Origin of the sequence: Sulfitobacter sp. M22 (assembly GCF_021736025.1) — a bacterium.
GTDB classification, from domain to species: Bacteria; Pseudomonadota; Alphaproteobacteria; order Rhodobacterales; family Rhodobacteraceae; genus Sulfitobacter; species Sulfitobacter litoralis.
The window spans coordinates 2,141,288-2,161,514 of record NZ_WMEC01000001.1 but is presented as its reverse complement, the minus strand read 5'-3'; the positions used below and the strand labels follow the sequence as shown (position 1 = coordinate 2,161,514).

Annotated in this window: 18 protein-coding genes and 1 pseudogene; 9 read left to right on the top strand and 10 right to left on the bottom strand. The window is 58.2% G+C overall.

Annotated elements, in window-relative coordinates; translation table 11 throughout:
- Positions 1-141 precede the first annotated feature (141 nt).
- The 3 genes from GLP52_RS10610 to GLP52_RS10600 form a co-directional block, all read right to left on the bottom strand.
- Entirely contained in the window at positions 142-1,131 is a 990-nt protein-coding gene (locus GLP52_RS10610) for a hypothetical protein (RefSeq protein WP_237273530.1), read from the bottom strand.
- A complete protein-coding gene (locus GLP52_RS10605; protein WP_237273529.1) occupies positions 1,128-2,249 on the bottom strand; it encodes a DUF262 domain-containing protein in 1,122 nt (373 codons plus the stop codon). Before GLP52_RS10605 ends, GLP52_RS10610 begins: the two co-directional genes overlap by 4 nt.
- Positions 2,250-2,445: 196 nt before the next feature.
- Positions 2,446-2,775 (bottom strand): helix-turn-helix domain-containing protein, encoded by a 330-nt coding sequence (locus tag GLP52_RS10600; protein WP_237273528.1) that lies wholly within the window; start codon positions 2,773-2,775, stop codon positions 2,446-2,448.
- On the opposite strand from GLP52_RS10600, the gene GLP52_RS10595 reads away from it, so the two are divergent.
- Positions 2,774-3,151, top strand: coding sequence for a hypothetical protein (locus GLP52_RS10595; protein WP_237273527.1), 378 nt, complete (start codon positions 2,774-2,776; stop codon positions 3,149-3,151). The genes GLP52_RS10600 and GLP52_RS10595 overlap by 2 nt on opposite strands.
- A gap of 384 nt (positions 3,152-3,535) precedes the next feature.
- On the opposite strand, the pseudogene GLP52_RS10590 reads toward GLP52_RS10595, so the two are convergent.
- Both GLP52_RS10590 and trpS read right to left on the bottom strand, forming a co-directional pair.
- Positions 3,536-4,081, bottom strand: a pseudogene (locus GLP52_RS10590) (class II histone deacetylase); the annotation flags it as partial.
- A 195-nt stretch (positions 4,082-4,276) separates the two neighbouring features.
- Positions 4,277-5,293, bottom strand: coding sequence for a tryptophan--tRNA ligase (gene trpS, locus GLP52_RS10585; protein WP_237272364.1), 1,017 nt, complete (start codon positions 5,291-5,293; stop codon positions 4,277-4,279).
- Between the two features lie 75 nt (positions 5,294-5,368).
- On the opposite strand from trpS, the gene GLP52_RS10580 reads away from it, so the two are divergent.
- Entirely contained in the window at positions 5,369-6,055 is a 687-nt protein-coding gene (locus tag GLP52_RS10580; RefSeq protein WP_237272363.1) for a rhomboid family intramembrane serine protease, read from the top strand.
- 74 nt (positions 6,056-6,129) lie between these two features.
- On the opposite strand, the gene murJ is transcribed toward GLP52_RS10580, so the two are convergent.
- The 3 genes from murJ to GLP52_RS10565 form a co-directional block, all read right to left on the bottom strand.
- Positions 6,130-7,722, bottom strand: coding sequence for a murein biosynthesis integral membrane protein MurJ (murJ, locus tag GLP52_RS10575; protein WP_093731461.1), 1,593 nt, complete (start codon positions 7,720-7,722; stop codon positions 6,130-6,132).
- Between the two features lie 108 nt (positions 7,723-7,830).
- Positions 7,831-10,614 carry a [protein-PII] uridylyltransferase gene (locus GLP52_RS10570; RefSeq protein ID WP_093731460.1) on the bottom strand — a complete coding sequence of 928 codons (2,784 nt, stop codon included), beginning with the start codon at positions 10,612-10,614 and terminating at the stop codon, positions 7,831-7,833.
- A 13-nt stretch (positions 10,615-10,627) separates the two neighbouring features.
- Positions 10,628-11,812: a penicillin-binding protein activator gene (locus tag GLP52_RS10565; RefSeq protein WP_093731459.1), complete on the bottom strand. Its 1,185-nt coding sequence runs from the start codon at positions 11,810-11,812 to the stop codon at positions 10,628-10,630.
- A gap of 89 nt (positions 11,813-11,901) precedes the next feature.
- Between GLP52_RS10565 and rsmI the strand changes: the two genes are divergently transcribed.
- Genes rsmI through GLP52_RS10545 form a run of 4 tightly spaced genes read left to right on the top strand, consistent with a single transcriptional unit; the run spans position 11,902 to position 15,061 of the window.
- Positions 11,902-12,762, top strand: coding sequence for a 16S rRNA (cytidine(1402)-2'-O)-methyltransferase (rsmI, locus tag GLP52_RS10560; protein WP_093731638.1), 861 nt, complete (start codon positions 11,902-11,904; stop codon positions 12,760-12,762).
- 1 nt (position 12,763) lies between these two features.
- Positions 12,764-13,153, top strand: coding sequence for a YraN family protein (locus GLP52_RS10555; RefSeq protein WP_093731458.1), 390 nt, complete (start codon positions 12,764-12,766; stop codon positions 13,151-13,153).
- Positions 13,154-13,211: 58 nt separating this feature from the next.
- A complete protein-coding gene (gene gshB / locus GLP52_RS10550; protein ID WP_093731457.1) occupies positions 13,212-14,147 on the top strand; it encodes a glutathione synthase in 936 nt (311 codons plus the stop codon).
- Complete coding sequence (locus GLP52_RS10545; RefSeq protein ID WP_093731456.1) at positions 14,144-15,061, top strand: alpha/beta hydrolase; 918 nt, start codon at positions 14,144-14,146, stop codon at positions 15,059-15,061. Before gshB ends, GLP52_RS10545 begins: the two co-directional genes overlap by 4 nt.
- On the opposite strand, the gene GLP52_RS10540 is transcribed toward GLP52_RS10545, so the two are convergent.
- Together GLP52_RS10540 and GLP52_RS10535 are read right to left on the bottom strand one after the other, a co-directional pair.
- Complete coding sequence (locus GLP52_RS10540; protein ID WP_093731455.1) at positions 15,027-16,541, bottom strand: YifB family Mg chelatase-like AAA ATPase; 1,515 nt, start codon at positions 16,539-16,541, stop codon at positions 15,027-15,029. The genes GLP52_RS10545 and GLP52_RS10540 overlap by 35 nt on opposite strands.
- Positions 16,542-16,664: 123 nt before the next feature.
- Positions 16,665-17,246, bottom strand: coding sequence for a histidine phosphatase family protein (locus GLP52_RS10535; RefSeq protein WP_093731454.1), 582 nt, complete (start codon positions 17,244-17,246; stop codon positions 16,665-16,667).
- Between the two features lie 171 nt (positions 17,247-17,417).
- On the opposite strand from GLP52_RS10535, the gene GLP52_RS10530 reads away from it, so the two are divergent.
- The 3 genes from GLP52_RS10530 (at position 17,418) to dut (ending at position 20,138) form a co-directional block, all read left to right on the top strand.
- The gene (locus GLP52_RS10530; RefSeq protein ID WP_410468930.1) at positions 17,418-18,305 is read left to right on the top strand and encodes an RNA polymerase factor sigma-32; all 888 of its coding nucleotides are present in this window, start codon (positions 17,418-17,420) and stop codon (positions 18,303-18,305) included.
- Between the two features lie 119 nt (positions 18,306-18,424).
- Positions 18,425-19,618, top strand: coding sequence for a bifunctional phosphopantothenoylcysteine decarboxylase/phosphopantothenate--cysteine ligase CoaBC (gene coaBC, locus GLP52_RS10525; RefSeq protein ID WP_237272361.1), 1,194 nt, complete (start codon positions 18,425-18,427; stop codon positions 19,616-19,618).
- Positions 19,619-19,688: 70 nt separating this feature from the next.
- A complete protein-coding gene (dut, locus tag GLP52_RS10520) occupies positions 19,689-20,138 on the top strand; it encodes a dUTP diphosphatase (RefSeq protein ID WP_208595999.1) in 450 nt (149 codons plus the stop codon).
- Positions 20,139-20,227: the final 89 nt, after the last annotated feature.

Genomic DNA, 20,227 nt, shown 5'->3' with positions numbered 1-20,227 from the left:
CGTATAATTGATGGAGCAGCTCGCTAAGAAACAGTTCGAAAGATTTAATGAACCTCGCCTGGGGATGCTTGAGTCTGGGCAAAATTAGGAATCAGTGCCATGTGAAATCCTTGAGAAATATCTCGTGTAAATAGACGTCCACTAATTGCGCCTAAGGATCTTCACTCGCTTGAATGGGGTGGGGTCAAATTCACAAAGCTCAATTACCTCGTGTGGGATAACAATTTTTCCTAAACGCGAGTTTTGCGGCCTGGCAGTGAGTTTATCTCTCAACTTATCCGGAAGCTGCATCGCAATACTCACTAGAATAATTGAATAGGGCGAAAGGTTGATCGTGAATTTTCCTCGGTCAAGCTCGGCCTCTGCCGACAAGATCGTGATAAGGTCGTCTGCTTCCAGCTCAAGGCGATCCAGCAGCCGGGCGACCTGCTCTGCCAGGCGCTTATAGTCAGTTATCGTATGCGGGCTGTCCTCTGTGCCGAATTCACTTTTCAGAACAGTAATTATTCTGCGAAGTTTCTCATATGCTGGATTTTTCTTGTCAAGGAACTCCGAATTAGCCGTACGTTCGAGTTCATTTATAGAGAGGTCGACATTGTCCAGAACCGCCTTGATCTGAGCCGCAAGTCTCTCTCTTGCCCAGCTTACATCATCGCCTTTATACGAGAAATCATGCGTCGCCTTTGCCCAAGCGTGCTCCAATAGGGTCTTAACCTGAATTTCAAAGGAATGGCGTTGGTAAGGCTTCGGGTTTACACTTGTCGGCAACTTACAATAAATTCTAACAGAGTCGAACCCGAAACTGGTCGGCCAAGAATGAGTTTCAGCACCTGGTTTCTCTTCTATAATAACGACACTCTTTTTTACAAAATCTATAGCCTCCAGAACCGCCTTGAGGTTGGGAACTACGATAGTGCAGGCATAGAAATCATCGATTTGGTAGTCGTCGTAGCGACCGGTCATTAGTTTCATGGCGTAGGAGTCCGCTGACTTCAAGCGATCTTCAAAACTCCATCCCTGAATTTCGCACGCTTCTTTCAGGAGGCCCCTTACGTCTGCTTCGACGAAGGTAAATTCCTCATGAAGTGCTTCATGAGCACGCCGTATGGTTGCCTCGATCTTGACGCTCATTTGGTCAAAAATGCAATAAGGGCTTTGGTTCGCTTCTTTCGAAGCTCGACTTCGGTCGCAGCGCCGGTGCTATTGTAGAAATAGACCTGAACGTTTTGGTCAAGATCCTTTATGGTCTCGTCGTTCTTAACCTTTTTATACGCTAGGTAGACGCCTGATATAAACTCGTTGTACTTAACGGCCAAAAGATCCGGGTCAGAATTGATTATTGTTTCTTCAAACACGATCGCAGCCCAAAGTGAGTATAGGTCGTTTGTAATGCGACGCTTGTGTTTGGAGATGCAGTTGTTCGTGTCCTCCATGCTCTTAAGAAGATCACGTGCTTTTGCGAATTTATCTTCAAAGTGTCCTAATTTTTCTTTGGTGAAGTCTACCTCAAGCCACTCGCAAGCGTCAGTGTCCTCAAGGCCAACCTCATTCTCAGGAAGTTGGTCCTCCTCAAAATCGTACTTAGCATAGAGCTCATCAATATGGCTCTGGGGAAAGCCGACGTAGTCTTCTTCGAGTAAAACTAGCATCAGAATTGATATGAACTCAACATCCTTCATCCGGGCAGATTTTGCACTGCTTGAAACCCCAACGTTTCGCCAGAATGCTTCTCTGTCAGCCTCTTTCTCCGCCCTATTTATGAGCCATCCATCAAAACGGGCATGCCGCAGTTCCTGATCACCAAGCTTCTTTTGGTTTTTGTTAACCCGCTGAAAAACTTCTCCCCAGTCAACTTCGGTCTCAGAGCGTATCTGTTCAACCATGAAAATGTAGTTATAGAAATGGCTTTTATCGTCATCATGTATGTCCGCAAACTTTTTGCCGCGAAGACGTGGCACGCTAAAATCTTTGCCAATGCGTAACTTACCGGCATAAAAATCCAAAACAGTGCTAAGCCGCTGCTTGCCGTCGACAACGTTGTAGAGCGGGCCTTTAGCAGTGTTTTCTTTTTGAAGGTATACGGCGGGACAGGGATAATTATTGAAGATGGTGTCGAGAAAGAATTGCTTATCTTTGTAAGTCCAAACGCTCTTTCTTTGATAGGGCGGATCAAGTTCCAGCCGCTTTTGCGTCTGCATATCCACGAACCATGAAAGGTCTTGTTGATTGGGGTTTCGGTGAAATGCCATAGACTTCGCCCTAATATAGGTTTTTGCTTGCAATGCGGTCAAAGACCCGGAGGTTGGTGATCTCAGACTGATCGTGTTTTGTATATTGATTGCATTGTTCGCCAGCACGTACAACGCTAGGTTTACTGTAAATTCTGTCAGCCGCTTAGCTATTACAAGCTAGGACGACGAAGGCGATAAATTCAACAAAGTCCGGTTAGGAAAGGTTTGTTGGCGCGACTTCGAAAATAGGGGTTAAAAACTGGTATGGATCAATGTTGATACATTTCAGGATGACGCACATCTCAATCACGTCCAATCGGCGTTCTCCTAGCTCGTACTTGGCTACATAGGAAGGCGGCTTCCCTAGTTTTTTCGCAAGCTGAGCTTGTGATAGGTTCGCAGCCTTCCTTGATTCGACTAACTTCTTGCGGAACAGTAGATATGTTCCTGTATGCGCGGCGCCTGCCAATGTTCTGCTCCGATTGCTCTCGACAAGACGCTTTACGTTGATTAGTTGGATGCTCCCAAAATAGGAGTGAATCATGTCCCCGTTGAACGGCGAACTTACTGCCCAAGGCCTAAACACTGACCTCGTCTTGCCGTTTCTGCTTGTGTGGTACGGCTGGCTTTCTGAAGAGCAAGGCAACATTGCGAAAAAGCGGGGGCTCATCGTTATCAAGAAGAGCCATCACGCTGAATCTATTGGTGTGCAAGCATACTTAACAAAGCGAGGAATGCGTCGGCTGAGGGCGTGGTTGATCGAAAAGTTCGATCGTGAAATGGCCTATAGCTATGCAACCTATTTAAAGGCGTATGGCAAGGTTACTACTGACCCTTGGTACGTTTACGGTGGGACTCCCCTTGGACGAAAGGAGGAGGGGCTCGACTGGTTTCACAGCAAAGAAAACGGCATGGTGTAAAGCTTCGTGAAAGCTTCGCTAACCGAGAATTGATTGATTCTGGGACTTGAGGTAGTGTTCGGTCCCGATTGGCTAAGCCATTTTACTTCAAAGCTCAGCCGGGAACTGCCTTATGCGTTTGCAAACCGAGCCGCGGGCCAAGTATCTTTTTGTTTTTTCCGAAGGTGCGTTCGAGATTTGTTTTGGTTCGGGTCGCCCGATTGTGAGGCTGCCTTAACTACGGTTCATCGGCGAAGCAGAAGTGACCATGTGGCTTTATACAACCTATAAGGTTTCTCTATCTGGGTTCTAAGCGCAGAATTATTGCTCAATGATAGGATTTGGTAGTCATTGTGCGCTAAGCTGTTAATAAGTCATACAAAGCTAATGCCCGACCGGGAAGAAATGGTGCACGTCCCAATCCAGCACGGCAACACGGCGCACCAGCCCCTTGGCCTTTGCCGCCTCTATCGCGATGGCGATATTGGCGAGCAGGCAGAACCCGTTGGGGAAATCAGGCAGCGCATGGTGTCCGGGGGGACGGCTGAGCGCATAGGCATTGTCGAGATCGCCCTTGGCGACGGCCTCTACCGCGGCGATAGAGAGGCCCGCGGACAGCGCCGCAATTTCGAACCCGCCCGCGGCAAAAGGGGTGCGCAGGCCCAGCTCTCCGCCGCCCGCGTCGGAGAGGCGTTTGAAGTCGTCGAGATAGGCGGGAGGATGAACACGCAGCAGTTCTTCGCGGGTGGCAAGCGGCGCGCTACGCACGTCGAGTTCAGCCATCAGGCCGGTGACCTCCATCAGATTGCGCAGGCGGCGTTTGGTTTCGGGGTTTTCAGGCAGACCGCCCGCGGCCAGCGGCTGCACCAAGCCGCCCACAGGCATGGTAAAGGCATAGTTGCCGCCCGCGTGCCAGAAGCAACGTTCATCCATGAAAAAGCCGGTCGTCATGATGTGTCCCCCGAGGTTTCGGGTCAAAGCTGGCCCAACGTTAAAGGATTGTCCATGGGGGCAGGGGCCGCAGCCGTGGTTCGGTGCGGGGCGCTAGGATGAGTATTTGACAAAAGGGTGAAGGGCAGGGGCGCAAGCCAGCTGCCCTAATCAGAGGGGGTCTGGCCTATCGGGTTTGGGTCCGCCCCCGCGTTTTCAGCCTACCATGCCTACGATCTCGTAGGTTTTCTTGAGGATCGGTGCGGTGATCTCGCGGGCTTGGGTCGCGCCGTGTGCTAGGATGCGGTCGATCTCGGCAGTGTCGGCCATCAGGCGCGACATTTCCTGGGTAATCGGGCCCATCTTGGATACGGCCAGTTCGGCCAGCGCGGGCTTGAAGGTGCCGAACTGCTGGCCGCCCACATCGGCCAGAACCTGTTCAACGGTCTGGTCGTTCAGCGCGGCAAAGATATTCACCAGATTGCGCGCCTCTGGCCGGTCCTTGAGACCGTCCACTTCGGAGGGGAGCGCATCGGCGTCGGTCTTGGCCTTGCGGATTTTCTTGGCGATAGTGTCTGCATCGTCGGTCAGGTTGATGCGGCTGGCATCCGAAGGGTCGGATTTCGACATCTTCTTGGACCCGTCGCGCAGGGACATGACGCGGGTTGCGGCCCCTTCGATCACCGGTTCGGTCAGCGGGAAGAAATCGACGCCGTAGTCATGGTTAAACTTGGCTGCAATATCGCGAGTCAGTTCAAGATGCTGTTTCTGATCCTCGCCCACGGGCACATGGGTCGCGTGATAGATCAGGATGTCGGCGGCCATCAGCGCGGGATAGGCAAAGAGCCCCAGCGAGGCAGCTTCGGCGTTTTTGCCGGCCTTGTCCTTCCACTGGGTCATGCGGCCCATCCAGCCCATACGCGCCACGCAGTTGAAAACCCACGCGAGCTGCGCATGTTCGGGCACCTGGCTTTGGTTGATCAGGATGGATTTATCGGGGTCGATGCCCGACGCGATGAAGCCGGCACAAAGCTCGCGCGTGCTTTTCTTGAGGTCGGCAGGGTCCTGCCAGACAGTGATCGCGTGCAGATCGACCATGCAGTAGATCGACTGCACCCCCTTGTCCTGCGCATCGGCGAAACGTTTTAGTGCGCCCAGGTAGTTTCCAAGATGCAAATCGCCCGACGGCTGGATGCCGGAAAACACACGCGGGGTGAAAGTGGTGTCGGTCATTGGATGCTCCGATAAGGCTGGAAACTACGGCCAGATGGGCTTACCCATGCGCACCATGCCCGTCAAGGAGGCCCTATGGAAGACCCAGATTTTCACCCCCCCGTGAACCCGATGCCCGCGACCGTAACGCTGCTTTTTCTGGCGTTGGCGGGGATAGAGATCGTGCTGTCGCTGGCCGAGGCTGGGATCATCGGCGGCCCTGCGGCGGTGGGCTGGCGTCTGGCGTTGATCCGCGACTACGGGTTCTCGGGCGATGTGTTCGACTGGATGGTTGCGAATATGCAATTCCCCCTGCGCGAACTGTCGCGCGTGGTCAGTTACAGTTTCATCCATTTGGGGTTCACCCATGCGATCTTTGCCTGCGTGCTGTTGCTGGCGCTTGGCAAGATGGTGGCCGAGGCAATGGGGCAGGTGGCGTTTCTGGCGATCTTCTTTGTGTCAGGCATTTTCGGAGCGGTGGTCTATGCGCTGGTGCTTAATGATCCGGTCTGGTTGGTCGGGGCCTATCCCTCGGTCTATGGGCTGATCGGCGGCTATTCCTTTGTCATGTGGCGCAAGCTGGCGGGGCAAGGGGAACAGCAATATCGGGCGTTTTCACTGATTGCCGTGCTGATGGGGCTGCAGCTGATCTGGGGCGTGTTCTTTGACGCGGGCACCCAGTGGCTGGCAGAGCTTTTGGGTTTCGCCTGTGGTTTCGCGCTGAGCTTTGTTTTTGCGCCGGGCGAATGGAGCAAGCTGCGGGGCCGTATCCGGCATCGATAATGCGTGTCGAAGGGGCGGAAAGGGGGCCAGCCCCCTGCCCCCCGGGATTTTGCGCCATCTGGAAGTAGGCTGGCTCAGCCGCGTTTGAGGGCGCGTTTGAATTCGCCGAGCTTGAACGCGCCGATCCATTGGCCTGTGCCGAAATAGCTAATGGCGGCGAGGGCGATCAGGATCAGTAGGGCGATACCGCGCCACCAGGGTTCGGCAATCATGGGCTGCAGCGCCAGATTTCCAATCCACAGTGTGCCGCCCATGACAGCCGAGGCTGCCATGATCCGCCATATACGTCTATGGAACCGCGCATCGAATTTTGCGGCCAGCCCGAAGCCGCGTGCGCCATAGGCCAGCAGGCCAAACATCGCCCACCCTGCCAATGTCGTCGCGATGGCAGGAGCGATCCAGCCGAGGACGGGGCTGAGACCGACGGCCAGCACCACGTTCACCACCATCGCCACCACGGCAAAGTAGAACGGGCGGCGGGTGTCTTCACGGGCGTAATACAGGGGCTGCAGGATTTTTTGCAGAACGAAGGCAGGCAGGCCAAGGCCATAGATCGCCACGGCAATGGCGATGGCTGCTGCGTCATCCGTGGTTGTTGCCCCGCGTTGGAACAGCACCGTTGCCAGCGTGAACGGAATCACCATCAGAGCGATCGCGGACGGGATGGTCAGCGCCAGAGACACCTCGGCAGCGCGGCTGATCTGGGTGTGTGATCCCTGTTCGTCCCCAGCCTTGAGCCGCCGCGACAGGTCGGGCAGCAACACTACGCCAATTGCAATGCCAACCACGCCCAAGGGCAGCTGGTAGAGCCGGTCGGCATAGTTGAGCCATGCCACAGCGCCTTCGTAGAAGCTGGCGACCTGACGGCCCACCAGCAGGTTGATCTGCATGACCCCGCCCGCCAAGGCTGCGGGTGCGGCGATGATGGCGAGCCGCTTTAACTCGGGTGTCAGGCGCGGGCGCCGGCTGAAGCCCAGCGTAAAGCCTGCGCGTTTCGCCGCCCACCAGACCAGCGCCAGCTGCGCGATCCCGGCGAGCGGGACCGACAGCGCCAGCGTATCGCCGATTTGCAGCCCAAGCGCCTTGTCGATGCCCATGCCAATCGCCTCTGATCCGTCGCGGCCAAGGGCGGCCCCGATCAGCACAGCAAGGATGAAAACGATGTTCAGCACCACAGGGGCCGCCGCCGCTGCCATAAACCGCCCCGTAGCGTTCAGCACGCCTGACACGAGGGCGGCAAGGGAGATGAACAAGATGTAGGGGAAGGCCAGCCGTCCGTATTCGACCGCCAGATCGAAGCGTTCGTCGCCCGCAAAGCCTGACGCCATCAGCAGTACCAGCCCCGGCATCGCGACGATCCCGATGATGGTGAACAGCGTCAGGATGAACGCCATGCCGACGAAAGCATCCTGCGCGAATTTTTCCGGATCATCGCCGCTTTCGAGCTTTTTCGAGAACATCGGCACAAAGGCCATGTTGAACGCGCCTTCGGCAAAGAAGCGGCGGAACATGTTGGGCAGGGAAAAGGCGACCAGAAACGCTTCGGCTGCGGGGCCGGAGCCAAGGTAGCCCGCGATCATCACATCGCGCACGAACCCCATGACCCTGCTGAGGAGGGTCCAGATTCCGACGGTGAAGAAGCCGGACATAAGGCGGATAGGTTTCATGGTGGTGCTGCCCCGTAACTGCGGTGCAAATGGCCTAGCCGTTGGCGCCGCACTGCGCAATCAGGGAAATGCGAAGACAGCCGTCATGCCCGCGCGAAAGCGCCGATGTCAGTCCTGCGCCCGTGCCACACCGTCGATGATCGCCGTGCGCAATCGTTTCTCGAGCGTCTTCTGCTTGCTTTCGGTATAATATTTCAGCCCGAACATATCCTTGACGTAGAAGGTATCGACCACCTGTTCCCCATAGGTCGCGATCACCGCATTGGCGATATAGACGTTGGATTCAGCCAGCGATCGGGTGAGATCATAGAGCAGGCCGGGGCGGTCGCGGGTGTCCACCTCGATGATCGTGTAGATTTCCGACCCGTCGTTATCAAAGGTGATATGCGTCGGGACCTTGAACACCTTCTCGCGTTTTTTCACCTTGTCGCGGGATTTTAGCGCATCGCGGGCCAGAATTTCACCCTTGAGCGTCTTGGAAATCATCTGCCGCAGGCGCGGCAGGCGCGAGACATCGTAGGGATTGCCTTCGGCGTCCTGTATCCAGAAGGCATCGGTCACCCAGCCGTCTTTGGTGGTGTAGCTGCGGGCATCGACGACATTGGCCCCGACCAGCGCCAGCGCCCCCGCAAGCCGTGCAAAAATGCCCGGATGGTCCGCCATGACAAAACAGGCGCGGGTGGCGTCGCGGTCATCGTCAGGGTGCAGGTCAATGCGGATTTCACCATCCTGAATGTCGCGCAGCTGTTCGGCGAACACGACCTGCGATGCCGTATGAAGCCCCTGCCAATAGGGCGGGTAGTGGCGCGCGGTTTCAGCCTGAATGTCTTTGCGTGGCCAATGGGCGAGCGCGGCACGCAGCGCCTTTTTAGCTCCTGCGCCACGGTTCTCGCGGTTGAGGTCTTCGAGGCCGGTTTCAAGCGCCCGCTTGGTCTGGCGGTACAATCCACGGATCAACACGGCTTTCCAGTTGTTCCACGTGTTCGGTCCCACGCCCCGGATATCGCAGACGGTAAGCACGCAGAGCAGATCAAGCCGCTTGACGGTTTGCACGGCCTTGGCAAAGTCCCGCACCGTACGTGGGTCAGAGATATCGCGTTTCTGCGCCATATCCGACATCAGCAAGTGATAGCGCACCAACCATTCCACGGTGTCGACCTCTGCCTTGTTGAGGCCAAGACGGGGGGCAATCTTGCGGGCCATTTGGGCACCAAGAATCGAATGGTCCTCGGGCCGGCCCTTGGCAATATCATGGAGCAGCAGCGCGACGTAGATCACCTTGCGGTTCACACCGTGCTTGAGGATCGACGAGGCGACGGGCAAGTCTTCTTCCAGCTCGCCCTTTTCAATCAGAGCAAGGTTGGTGATGCATTGGATCGTGTGTTCGTCGACGGTGTAGCTGTGGTACATGTTGAACTGCATCATCGCCACGATGGGTTCGAATTCGGGGATAAAGGCCGACAGCACCCCCAGTTCGTTCATCCGGCGCAGTCCGCGTTCGGGGTTGCCGTGTTTCAGCATCAGATCCAGAAAGATCCGCCGCGCCTCTGGTGTGTTGCGCATGTCTTCGTCGATCAGCGCCAAGTTCGATTTGACCAGACGCATCGCGTCGGGGTGGATCAGCATACCCGTGCGCAGCGCTTCTTCGAAGATGCGCAGCAGGTTCAGCTTGTCGCTGATGAACGCTTGGCCATCGGTGACAGCCAGACGCCCGCCCACGACCTCGTACCCATCGCGCAGTTTGGGGCGGCGGCGAAAGATACGCTCTAGCAGCGGTTCGGCCTTGACGTGTAGCGCTTCGAGCTTGGTGAGGAAGATGCGCGTCAGCTCGCCGACTTCGGTGGCGTGGCGGAAATAGGCCTGCATGAACACTTCGACGCCGCGGCGACCGCGGGTGTCGCGGTATCCCATGGCCTCGGCCACGGCGACCTGCATATCAAAGGTCAACTGCTCTGTCGCGCGTCCCGAGAGCAGGTGCAAATGCCCCCGTACCGCCCAAAGAAAATTCTCGGCGGCGACGAAGGTTTTGAACTCTTCTTCCAGAAATACGCCGCGGTCGACGAGATCGGCGGCGTTTTCGACGCTATAGATGTGTTTCGCGATCCAGAACAGCGATTGCAGATCGCGCAAGCCCCCCTTGGCCTCTTTGACGTTGGGTTCGACGACATAGCGCAGACCCTGCTTGCGGTGCCGCGCGTCGCGCTCTTCCAGCTTGGCCTCGATAAAGCTGCGACCGGTGCCTGCAAACAGATCGGTCTTGAGCGTTTCGTCAAGATTCTGCGCCAGCGCGGTATCTGCAGCGATAAACCGGTGTTCCAGCAAAGCGGTCTGAATGGTGAAATCTTCGCGCCCAAGGGTCACGCAATCGCGGATGGTGCGCGTTGAATGCCCGACCTTTAGCTTCAGGTCCCACAGCATATAGAGCATGGATTCGATCAGCTTTTCAGTGCGCTGGCTGGGGGTTTGAGGGATGAGGAACAGCAGGTCCACATCGGAAAAAGGTGCCATCTCACCGCGGCCATAGCCACCAACACCGATCACCGCGAGCTTGTCGTCGGGTCCAGGTGCCTCTAGCGGGTGCAGCCGCTGGCCGGCGATTTGCAGGGTGGTGCGGACAAGCTGATCGGTCAGATAGCAATAGGCCGAGGTCATTGGCCGTGCATTGAACGGCGACGCGGCGAAGGCGCGCGCAATTTCCGCGCGCCCGTTTTTCTGCGCGTCCTGAAGCACCGCAACAGCAGCCGCCTGTATCTCTGTCGGGTCGCTGAGCCCGTCCAGGGCTGCGCTCAGCGCGGCCGAGACGGCAGCTTCGTCAAAGATACGTGTCGGGGTGCTGATCAGGTGACGCGCGGTGGCCTCACCCGATTCTGCTGGTGCAACAAGGGGTTTCACGTACAGGTGTCCCTTAGAAACCGGCCCCGCCAAAGGCTTGGGGCGCGGGGCTGACGATGACGACGCGCTTGTCGCGGATCGTGGCGACGGCGAGACCGCGTTCAGCGGTGCCATCGGACATCAGACGGAACACGCCGTTGGCCCCACGGAAGCCCGCACCTTGCGTTAGACGGCGCGCCGACAGTGCGTCGGATTTGCCGGATTTCGCCAAGGCCCCTACGGCTGCGATCCCGTCAAAGGCAAGCCCTGCAACCGGGCTAGGTGTATCGCCATAGGCCGCTTTGTAGCGTTGCGTAAAGGCGCTTGTGGCACCAGGGTCAGGCAGGGCGAACCAGCCGCCTTGAACACCCGGCAACGCGAGTGTTTGCGGAGGGATGTCCCAGCGTGTCAGGCCGATGTACTGCGTGGTGGCACCGTTGATGCCGGCTTCGGGCAGCAATTCGGCAAATAGGGGCAGCGCGCTGGCCGAGGATGTCGTGAGGAAGATCGCATTAGCACCGTTGGTATCAATGGCCGCTTTTACACGGGGTACGGCAGCAGTCACAGCGGTCTGGCTAAGGGCGTAATCGACAGTACCGGCAGAGGTCGCCCCATTTGCGGCGATCGCCTTGAGGATCGCATCACGGCCCAGCTGGCCTGCAAGGTCCTGACCATGCAGCACGAGGATGCGGTCCTTGCCGTTGGTCTTGGCATACCGCACCAGCCGGTTTGATGTATCGTTAAAGTTTTGGCCCAGTACAAAGACGTTACCGCCCGCGATGCTGGGGTTATTCGAGAACGACAGGACGTTCACACCCTGTGCCGCAACCGCGTTGCCTGCGGCATTCGCGGCCTCACCGTAAAGCGGGCCCAGAATAATCTGCGCGCCATCCGTCACGGCCTGCGCGGCTGTGGTGCCTTCGGTGGCCGCATTACCGCCCGTGCCATAGACCCGAAGATCGATTTGCACGCCGGCCAAATCACGAATTGCCAGACGGGCGGCGTTCTCAAGCTCTTGCGCCAGCAGATTATCTGCCGCCGATCCGCCCCGCGGGATCAGCAGGGCCACCGGAATAGGTTTGGTGGTGTCCACTTTGGGGCCTTTGACCCCGTTCAGATTTGTCATCCCCACGGGCTCGCACGCGGCAAGCGCTAAAGCGATAAGGGGAAGAATCAAAAGCCTCAGTGGCTTGCGAAGGATGTTGAAAACAGCGATCATAACAGTGTCACTCCATTGGTGGCAGGTCGGCGGCAATGGCCCCGGGCACATATGCACCGATCATAGAGAGTGCGAAAGGCGGGTCCAGCTTGAATTACCAAAAGATTCCCCTTGCAGCGGGGCTTTATTTTGTCGGGGTGCCCATTGGTACCGCCCGCGACATCACTTTGCGGGCGCTGGACGTGTTGGCCTCGGCGGATGTGCTGGCCGCGGAGGATACGCGCAGCCTGCGTAAGTTGATGGATATCCACGGAGTCCCGTTGAACGGCCGCAGGATCATGGCGTTGCATGACCACTCTGGCAACGGCGTGCAGGACAAGCTCGTGGCCGCGATACGCGATGGGCAATCTGTCGCCTACGCCTCAGAAGCTGGGATGCCGCTGATCGCTGATCCGGGGTTCGAACTGTCGCGTGCCGCCGGCGAGGCGGGCGTGATGCTGACCTGCGCGCCGGGCCCTTCGGCAGTGCTGACGGCGCTCGCATTGGCGGGTCTGCCGACTGACGCGTTCTTTTTTGCGGGCTTCCTGCCGAGTGCGAAAGGGGCACGGCTGACGGCACTGCAAAAGCTGAAAGAGGTGCAAGGCACGCTGGTATTCTACGAATCACCCAAACGCGTCGGGGCTATGCTGCGTGACGCGGCACAAGCGCTTGGCGGGGAACGGCCCGCTGCTGTATGCCGCGAGCTGACCAAGAAATTCGAAGAAATTCAGCGCGGTACCCTTGATGAGCTGACCGAGCGCTACAGCGGCAAATCCCCAAAAGGCGAAATCGTGGTGCTGATTGATCGCGGGCGTTTACCGTCTGTTAGTGAAAGTGATCTAACCTCTGACCTTGCGAACGCATTGGAAACAAATTCGATGCGCGATGCCGTCGATATGGTGGCGCAGGCATACGACGTGCCGCGCCGTCAGGTGTACCAGGCGGCGTTGGAATTGGGGAAAGATACGTAGGATGACCGAAACACTGGCGACACTGGCAAAATCTGTTCAGGGGGCTGTTTCCTATCACGCAGGACGCGCGGCCGAGCTTCAGGTCGCGCAGGATTATCGTCGGCGCGGTTTTGCACTGGCCCACGAACGCTGGCGCGGTAAGGCAGGTGAAATTGATCTGATCCTGCGCGACGGGGACGGGATCATTTTTGTCGAGGTCAAGAAAAGCAAAAGCCACGACAGCGCCCTGCAGCGTTTGAACCGGAAACAGATGCGCCGTATCTATCGCTCTGCCGAAGAATTCATCGGCGGCGAACCCAAAGGCGCGCTGACGGACGTACGGTTCGACGTGGCTTTGGTCGATCAAACCGGTGACCTGCGCATCCTTGAAAACGCCTTCGGGCACGACTGACCCATTGCACCCCACGCCCTGCTGCGCCATCTAGAAAGGAACAACAGGGAGACCCCTTATGAAAATCGCCTTTCAGATGGACCCGATCGGGGACGTGAACATTAACGCGGACAGCAGCTTTCGTCTCGCAGAGGAGGCGCAGGCCCGCGGGCATACGCTTTTCTACTACACCCCCGACCATCTCGCCTATCAAGAGGGGCGCATCACGGCGCGGGGCCATGACCTGACCGTACAGCGTGTGCAAGGTGACCATGCCACGCTGGGTCCCGAGCGCGAAGTCGATCTGGCAGATTTCGACGTGGTCTGGCTGCGCCAAGATCCGCCCTTCGACATGCACTACATCACCTCTACGCATTTGCTGGACCGTCTCAAAGACACAACGCTGGTGGTGAATGACCCGTTCTGGGTGCGCAACTATCCCGAAAAACTACTGGTGCTGGATTTCCCGCAGCTCACCCCGCCCACGACCATCGCCCGCGATCTGAACACGATCAAAGCATTCAAAGCCAAGCACAAAGACGTCATCCTCAAGCCGCTGTATGGCAATGGCGGTGCGGGTGTCTTCCGGCTGGATGCGAATGACCGCAATCTGGGCTCACTGCATGAACTGTTCAGCGGTTTCTCGCGCGAGCCGTTGATTGTGCAGAAATTCCTGCCTGCCGTGTCCAAGGGCGATAAACGCGTGATCCTTGTCGATGGTGAACCCGTGGGCGCGATCAACCGTGTCCCGGCAGAGGGTGAAACACGGTCAAACATGCATGTGGGGGGGCGTCCTGAAAAGGTGGGCCTGACAGAGCGCGACCTGGAAATCTGCGCCGCAATCGGGCCGTTGCTGCGTGAAAAGGGTCAGATTTTTGTCGGCATCGATGTGATCGGTGACTATCTGACAGAGATCAACGTGACCTCCCCCACCGGTATCCAAGAGCTTGAACGGTTCGACGGCACCAACATCGCCGGTAAAATCTGGGAAGCAATCGAGCGCAAACGCGCATGAGCCTGCTGCGCCCTCTGCTGAACGGCTATTTGCGTTTGGTAGAGAAGCGCAAGTTGGCGCGGACGCGCGACGTTCACAAGATCCGGCGTGATTTCGCCAGAACCGCGCGGCTGCTGTTCCGGGCACCGCGCCGCACGAAGATCACGCGCAGCCGTTTGACCGGCGCGGGCGAGGTTCTGCGGGTGTCCCCGGCACAGACGCGATCCGATCTGGTCATCTTCTACATCCACGGCGGTGGTTTTATCTTTGGCAGCCCCGATACCCACAGTGCCATGCTGGGCGCATTGGCGCAGCGGCTTGGCGCGGCGGCGGTGTTGCCCTATTATCGTCTTGCCCCCGAAGCACCCTTTCCCGCCGCGATCCAAGATGTTGCCGCGGCTTATCAGGCGGTGCTGGACAGCGGCGTGGCTGCGCACAATATTATCCTCGGCGGCGACAGCGCAGGGGGCGCGCTGGCGTTCAATCTGCTAAGCCGTTTATGCGCTGACGCAGGTCCATTGCCGCGTGCGCTGTTTGTGTTTTCACCACTGACAGATTTCCTGCACGAGGGGGTCAGCTTTCGCGAGAATGCTGCGCGAGAGGCCGTTTTGCCGGCGGCGCAGGCCGGTCTTATGGCAGAGATGTATCTGGCGGGGGCAAACCCGAGCGACCCTGCAGTGAGCCCGCTGCGCGCCGATTATCGCGGTGCGCCGCCAGTCTGGATCACAGTCGGCTCGACCGAAATCCTGCGGGATGATGCGCGGCGCATGTCGACGTATCTACAGGATCAAAACGTCAACGTGACGCTGGTGGAGGAACATGATCTTCCCCATGTCTGGCCAATTTTTCACAACTTTTTGCCAGAGGCGCGTACCACGCTGGATGCGCTGACACAGTGGATCAAGCAAGTGCCATCGACGGCAGACGAAAGCTGAGCGCTTCGGCAAGATGCGGTTTACGGACGTCAGTGACCCCTTCTAGATCCGCGATGGTGCGCGCGACGCGCAAGACCCTGTGATACCCTCGGGCCGATAGATGAAACCGCTCTGCCGCGCGCGACAGCAGGGCGCGGGCCTCGGTGTCAGGTGTGGCAATCTGTTCAAGCAGCCCCCCTTCGGCATCGGCGTTTAAAGTTGCGGTGGGATGTCCCGCAAACCGGTCGTGCTGGCGACATCGTGCGGCAAGGACACGCTGGGCCACGTGGGCCGATCCTTCGGCACTGGGCGGCAGGTCCAGGTCCGTATACCCCACAGGGGGTACATCAATGCGCAGGTCAAACCGGTCGCGGAGGGGGCCGGAAACGCGGCTCATGTAATCCTCACCACAAGCGGGGGCCTTGCTGCAGGCGCGGGACGGATCGCTGAGGTAGCCGCATTTGCAGGGGTTGGCTGCGGCCACGAGCATGAATTTGCACGGGTATTTCACATGCGCATTCGCACGGGCGATCATGACCTCACCCGTCTCAACCGGTTGGCGCAGAGTTTCCAGCACGGTGCGGGGGAATTCGGGGAATTCGTCCATAAACAACACGCCATTATGCGCCAGACTGACCTCTCCGGGTTTGGCGAGACGACCACCGCCGATAATCGCCGCCATAGACGCTGTGTGATGCGGTTCGCGAAAGGGCCGCACGCGCGAGATGCCCCCATCGTCCATCAGCCCCGCCAGCGAATGGATCATAGAGGTGCTAAGCGCCTCTTGCGGGGTGAGCGCAGGCAGGATCGAGGGCAACCGTGCCGCCAACATGGATTTGCCCGATCCGGGGGTGCCGACGAACATCAGATGATGCCGCCCCGCTGCCGCAATCTCAAGCGCACGTTTGGCGCGTTCCTGACCTTTGACGTCGCGCAGGTCGTGACGGCTGGGGCTTTGTGTCACCTCGCCCGGCGTAGCTGCGGGGAGGGGGGACTGTCCGGTAAAGTGACGCACGACTGCGCCGAGGCTCGGGGCCGCGATCACCTGTGCATTGCCCACCCAAGCGGCTTCGGCCCCGGAGGCGGCGGGGCAGAGCAGGCTGCGCCCGTTTTCCGCAGCTGCCATCGCAGCGGGCAGCGCGCCGATCACGGGGATCAGGCTGCCGTCTAGTGACAGTTCGCCTAAAGCAACGGTACTTTGGATGACATCATGCGGGAGGATATCGATCGCCCCCAATAACGCCAGCGCAATGGGAAGGTCGAAATGGCTGCCCTCTTTCGGGAGGTCGGCAGGGCTGAGATTGATTGTGATCCGTTTGCTGGGCAAGGCAATCGCCATCGCGCCAAGGGCGGCGCGCACCCTTTCACGTGCTTCTGACACCGCTTTGTCGGGCAGGCCCACGATGGAAAAGGCCGGCATTCCGGCCGACAACGCGCATTGCACCTCGACGATGCGCGCGTCGATGCCTTGGAATGCGACCGTATATGCCCGTGCGACCATTGTTCCCCTGCTGTCCTGTCGTGCCTTCAGGGGTAGGGCGGGGGTGTTTAAGAAGCGTTAACGGATGTGGAAACCGGAGGATTTGAGTTTATTTGGCAAAATGAAGCAGGGCGCGGGTGACCGTCAGACCTGATAGTTGATGGTGCCAATGTCCCAGCCGCGTGGCGTGATGTGAATATCAGTGACAGAGAGGTTGTCGATCTTATGCGCCATTGCGGCATGGGCATCGACGCCAAGCGCGCGTTGGACTTGGGTCAATATCACGCCGAAATGCGCCACAGCGATGATGTGCGTGTTCGGGTGGGCTTGGGTGATCCGGTCAACGGCTGCGTTGATGCGGTGGGCCGCGTCGTTCCAGCTTTCGCCTTCGGGGGCCGCAATATCGCCAGGGGTGGTCCAGTAGGCGCGGCTGAGCTCCGGATGGCTTTGTGACACATCGCGGGCGTGCTTACCGTCCCACAGCCCGAAATCAAGCTCGCGTAGGTCAGGATCGTGCGGCAGGCGCATTCGGCTGTCCGAGGCGAGCGTATCGGCCGTGGCAGAGGCACGGATCAGATCGGAGGAGATCAAAACCGAGGACTGTGGCAGATGGGCGTTCAGCCGAGCGATCAATGCGTGATCGGACAGATCAGCAGGGACATCGCGCCAGCCGACAAAGTTTTTTTCGTGAGTCGGGCCGTGGCGCACCCAATGCCAAATTGTCATGATCAAAGCGCCTTTTGCCGCGGGTGGTTTGCAATTTATTTAGCGTTGCTGCGCCAAAGTCAAAGCGGGCAGCGGACGAAAAGCCAATTCTTTTTCGAATCCACGTGAACCAACTGGCGGTTTTCCGCGTTTACATGAAAAGGCGCAAGGACATGTGCCTAGTTTGTAGGGATGGACATCATGACGCTTGCGCAATCACGTGACTTTTCTTTGACCCGCACCGCAATGAAAGCAGAGCTTTTGGATGCGGAGACAGAACTGAGGCTCGCATATGCTTGGCGTGACCAGCGTGATGAGCAAGCACTGCATCGGCTGATCACGGCCTACATGCGCTTAGCTATTTCGATGGCGGGTAAATTCAAGCGCTATGGCGCATCGATGAACGATCTTGTTCAAGAGGCCGGACTGGGCCTGATGAAAGCCGCCGACAAGTTTGATCCTGATCGCGGGGTACGCTTTTCCACTTATGCCGTTTGGTGGATCAAGGCGAGCATTCAAGATCACGTCATGCGCAATTGGTCGATGGTCCGTACCGGGTCGACGTCCTCGCAAAAATCCCTGTTTTTCAATATGCGTCGTGTCCAGGCGCGGTTGGAGCGTGAAGCTCAGGCCGCGGGCGAGACATTGGATCGCCACCAGCTGCGGCAGATGATCTCTACCGAGATTGGCGTGCCGATGCATGACGTCGAGATGATGGAAGGCCGCCTGTCGGGATCGGACTTTTCTTTGAATGCGACGCAATCTGCCGAGGACGAGGGCCGCGAATGGATCGATGCGCTGGTCGATGATAGCGCGCAAGCTGCCGAACGGGTCGAGGATAGTCACGACACATTGACGCTGCGCAATTGGTTGTTCTCGGCGATGCAGGCGCTGAACGAACGCGAGCAGTTTATCGTGCGCGAACGCAAATTGCGTGACCAGCCCCGCACATTGGAAAGCCTTGGCGCAGAGCTGAGCCTGTCAAAAGAGCGTGTACGCCAGCTTGAGGCTGCTGCATTTGGTAAGATGCGCAAGACGCTTGAAACGCAATCGTCCGAGGTGCGCCATTTCCTGATGTGATCCGGCGGTCTGTACCGGTAGCACTGGCCTGTCTTCCGCGCCGCATTGCGCAGGAACGGGCTGGCGCAAAATGACCCGCCCCCCTATTGTCTGGCCAAACACCGACGATGGGGGCGATCATGCTGGCTGGCAAACATATTCTGCTTATAATCGGGGGCGGTATTGCCGCCTTCAAATCCCTTGATCTGATCCGCCGTCTGCGTGAGCGCGGTGCTGTTGTCACCCCTGTTTTAACCCGCGCGGGCGAGGAGTTCGTGACACCCTTGTCTGTCTCTGCGCTGGCGGGGCAAAAGCTGTATCGTGACCTATTCGATCTGGGTGACGAGGCAGAGATGGGGCATATCCAGCTGAGCCGCGTCGCTGATCTGGTTGTTGTCGCCCCTGCCACGGCTGATCTGATGGCCAAGATGGCGACGGGTGCAGCGAATGATCTGGCCTCTACCTTATTGTTGGCGACGGATACGCCGGTGTTGGTCGCGCCAGCAATGAATGTGCGCATGTGGGATCACCCTGCAACGCAGCGCAACCTTGCGGTTTTGCGCGGCGATGGCATCAGCGTCGTCGGGCCCAACGACGGTGATATGGCCTGCGGGGAATTCGGCCCGGGCCGTATGTCCGAACCGCTTGAAATAGTTGCGGCAATAGAGGCGAAGCTGGCGGATGGCCCGCTGAAGGGCCGGCGTATTCTGGTGACCTCTGGCCCGACGCATGAACCCATTGATCCTGTGCGCTATATCGCGAACCGGTCGTCAGGGGCGCAGGGCACGGCGATTGCCCGCGCGCTGGCTGCTTTGGGAGCAGATGTGATCTTTGTCACCGGTCCCGCCGATGTGCCCCCCCCCGACGGGGTAGAGGTGATCCGGGTGCAAACGGCACAGCAGATGCAAGAGGCGGTAGAGGCGGCATTGCCCGTCGACGCCGGCGTGTTTGCGGCAGCTGTGGCCGATTGGCGTATGGCTAGCGCCAGCGACCGAAAGTTGAAAAAGTCGAAAGACGGCTTGCCGGTGCTGAGCTTTGCGGAAAATCCTGATATTCTCAAGACTGTCAGCGCAGCAGGCGCACGGCGTCCGCAGCTGGTCGTGGGCTTTGCCGCCGAGACCAATGATGTGGTGGAAAACGCCACCGCCAAACGTTTGCGCAAGGGCTGTGACTGGATTGTCGCCAATGATGTGTCGCCAGCCACGGGGATTATGGGCGGGGCAGAAAACGCCGTGACCCTGATTTCGGACGCGGGTGCCGAAAGCTGGCCGCGCATGGGCAAGGATCAGGTGGCGCAGCATTTGGCGGCACGCATTGCAGACGCGTTAAGCTAGAGTTTTCTTGCCTTCGGCGAGGATTTTGAACCATTTGGAAAACGTCCGAGCGGGCGTCGCGGAGCGAATGATGGCGGAGATTAAATTCAAACGTGTCAGCGGCAATGATGACCTGCCGCTTCCGGCTTATGCCACGGCGGGGGCTGCGGGGATGGACCTGCGCGCATTCCTGCCGGATGGCCCGTTAACATTTGTCAAAGGGCAGATCAGCCTGATCTCTATAGGGTTTTCGGTGGAGCTGCCCCGCGGGACCGAGATGCAGATCAGGCCGCGGTCCGGTCTTGCGTTAAAGCACGGGTTTTTAATCCCCAACGCGCCAGGGACCGTGGACGAAGACTATCGCGGCGTGGTGATGGTCGGGCTGTACTATGTGGGGGATGCGCCTTTCGTGATGCGGCACGGTGACCGGATCGCCCAGGCCGTTATTGCACAGGTCCAGCAATACGACTGTGTCGAGGTGGACGCCTTGTCGGACACGACACGGGGCGGCGGGGGATTCGGCTCTACGGGGCTGAAATAGGGTCTGATCGCAAAGGGTTGCGCTGTCGCGAAACTTTAACATAGCTGAAATGAATGTGACTTAATGCAGCCGTAGGTTTCCCGAAAAAA

Coding starts and splice junctions, on each gene's coding strand:
- GLP52_RS10610 (WP_237273530.1), bottom strand. CDS start 1,131: ATGAGCGTCAAGATCGAGGCAACCATACGGCGTGCTCATGAAGCACTT.
- coaBC (WP_237272361.1), top strand. CDS start 18,425: ATGCTGGCTGGCAAACATATTCTGCTTATAATCGGGGGCGGTATTGCC.
- dut (WP_208595999.1), top strand. CDS start 19,689: ATGGCGGAGATTAAATTCAAACGTGTCAGCGGCAATGATGACCTGCCG.
- GLP52_RS10600 (WP_237273528.1), bottom strand. CDS start 2,775: ATGATTCACTCCTATTTTGGGAGCATCCAACTAATCAACGTAAAGCGT.
- gshB (WP_093731457.1), top strand. CDS start 13,212: ATGAAAATCGCCTTTCAGATGGACCCGATCGGGGACGTGAACATTAAC.
- GLP52_RS10530 (WP_410468930.1), top strand. CDS start 17,418: ATGGACATCATGACGCTTGCGCAATCACGTGACTTTTCTTTGACCCGC.
- GLP52_RS10565 (WP_093731459.1), bottom strand. CDS start 11,812: ATGATCGCTGTTTTCAACATCCTTCGCAAGCCACTGAGGCTTTTGATT.
- GLP52_RS10555 (WP_093731458.1), top strand. CDS start 12,764: ATGACCGAAACACTGGCGACACTGGCAAAATCTGTTCAGGGGGCTGTT.
- GLP52_RS10535 (WP_093731454.1), bottom strand. CDS start 17,246: ATGACAATTTGGCATTGGGTGCGCCACGGCCCGACTCACGAAAAAAAC.
- GLP52_RS10605 (WP_237273529.1), bottom strand. CDS start 2,249: ATGGCATTTCACCGAAACCCCAATCAACAAGACCTTTCATGGTTCGTG.
- trpS (WP_237272364.1), bottom strand. CDS start 5,293: ATGACCGACACCACTTTCACCCCGCGTGTGTTTTCCGGCATCCAGCCG.
- GLP52_RS10580 (WP_237272363.1), top strand. CDS start 5,369: ATGGAAGACCCAGATTTTCACCCCCCCGTGAACCCGATGCCCGCGACC.
- murJ (WP_093731461.1), bottom strand. CDS start 7,722: ATGAAACCTATCCGCCTTATGTCCGGCTTCTTCACCGTCGGAATCTGG.
- GLP52_RS10545 (WP_093731456.1), top strand. CDS start 14,144: ATGAGCCTGCTGCGCCCTCTGCTGAACGGCTATTTGCGTTTGGTAGAG.
- GLP52_RS10595 (WP_237273527.1), top strand. CDS start 2,774: ATGTCCCCGTTGAACGGCGAACTTACTGCCCAAGGCCTAAACACTGAC.
- GLP52_RS10540 (WP_093731455.1), bottom strand. CDS start 16,541: ATGGTCGCACGGGCATATACGGTCGCATTCCAAGGCATCGACGCGCGC.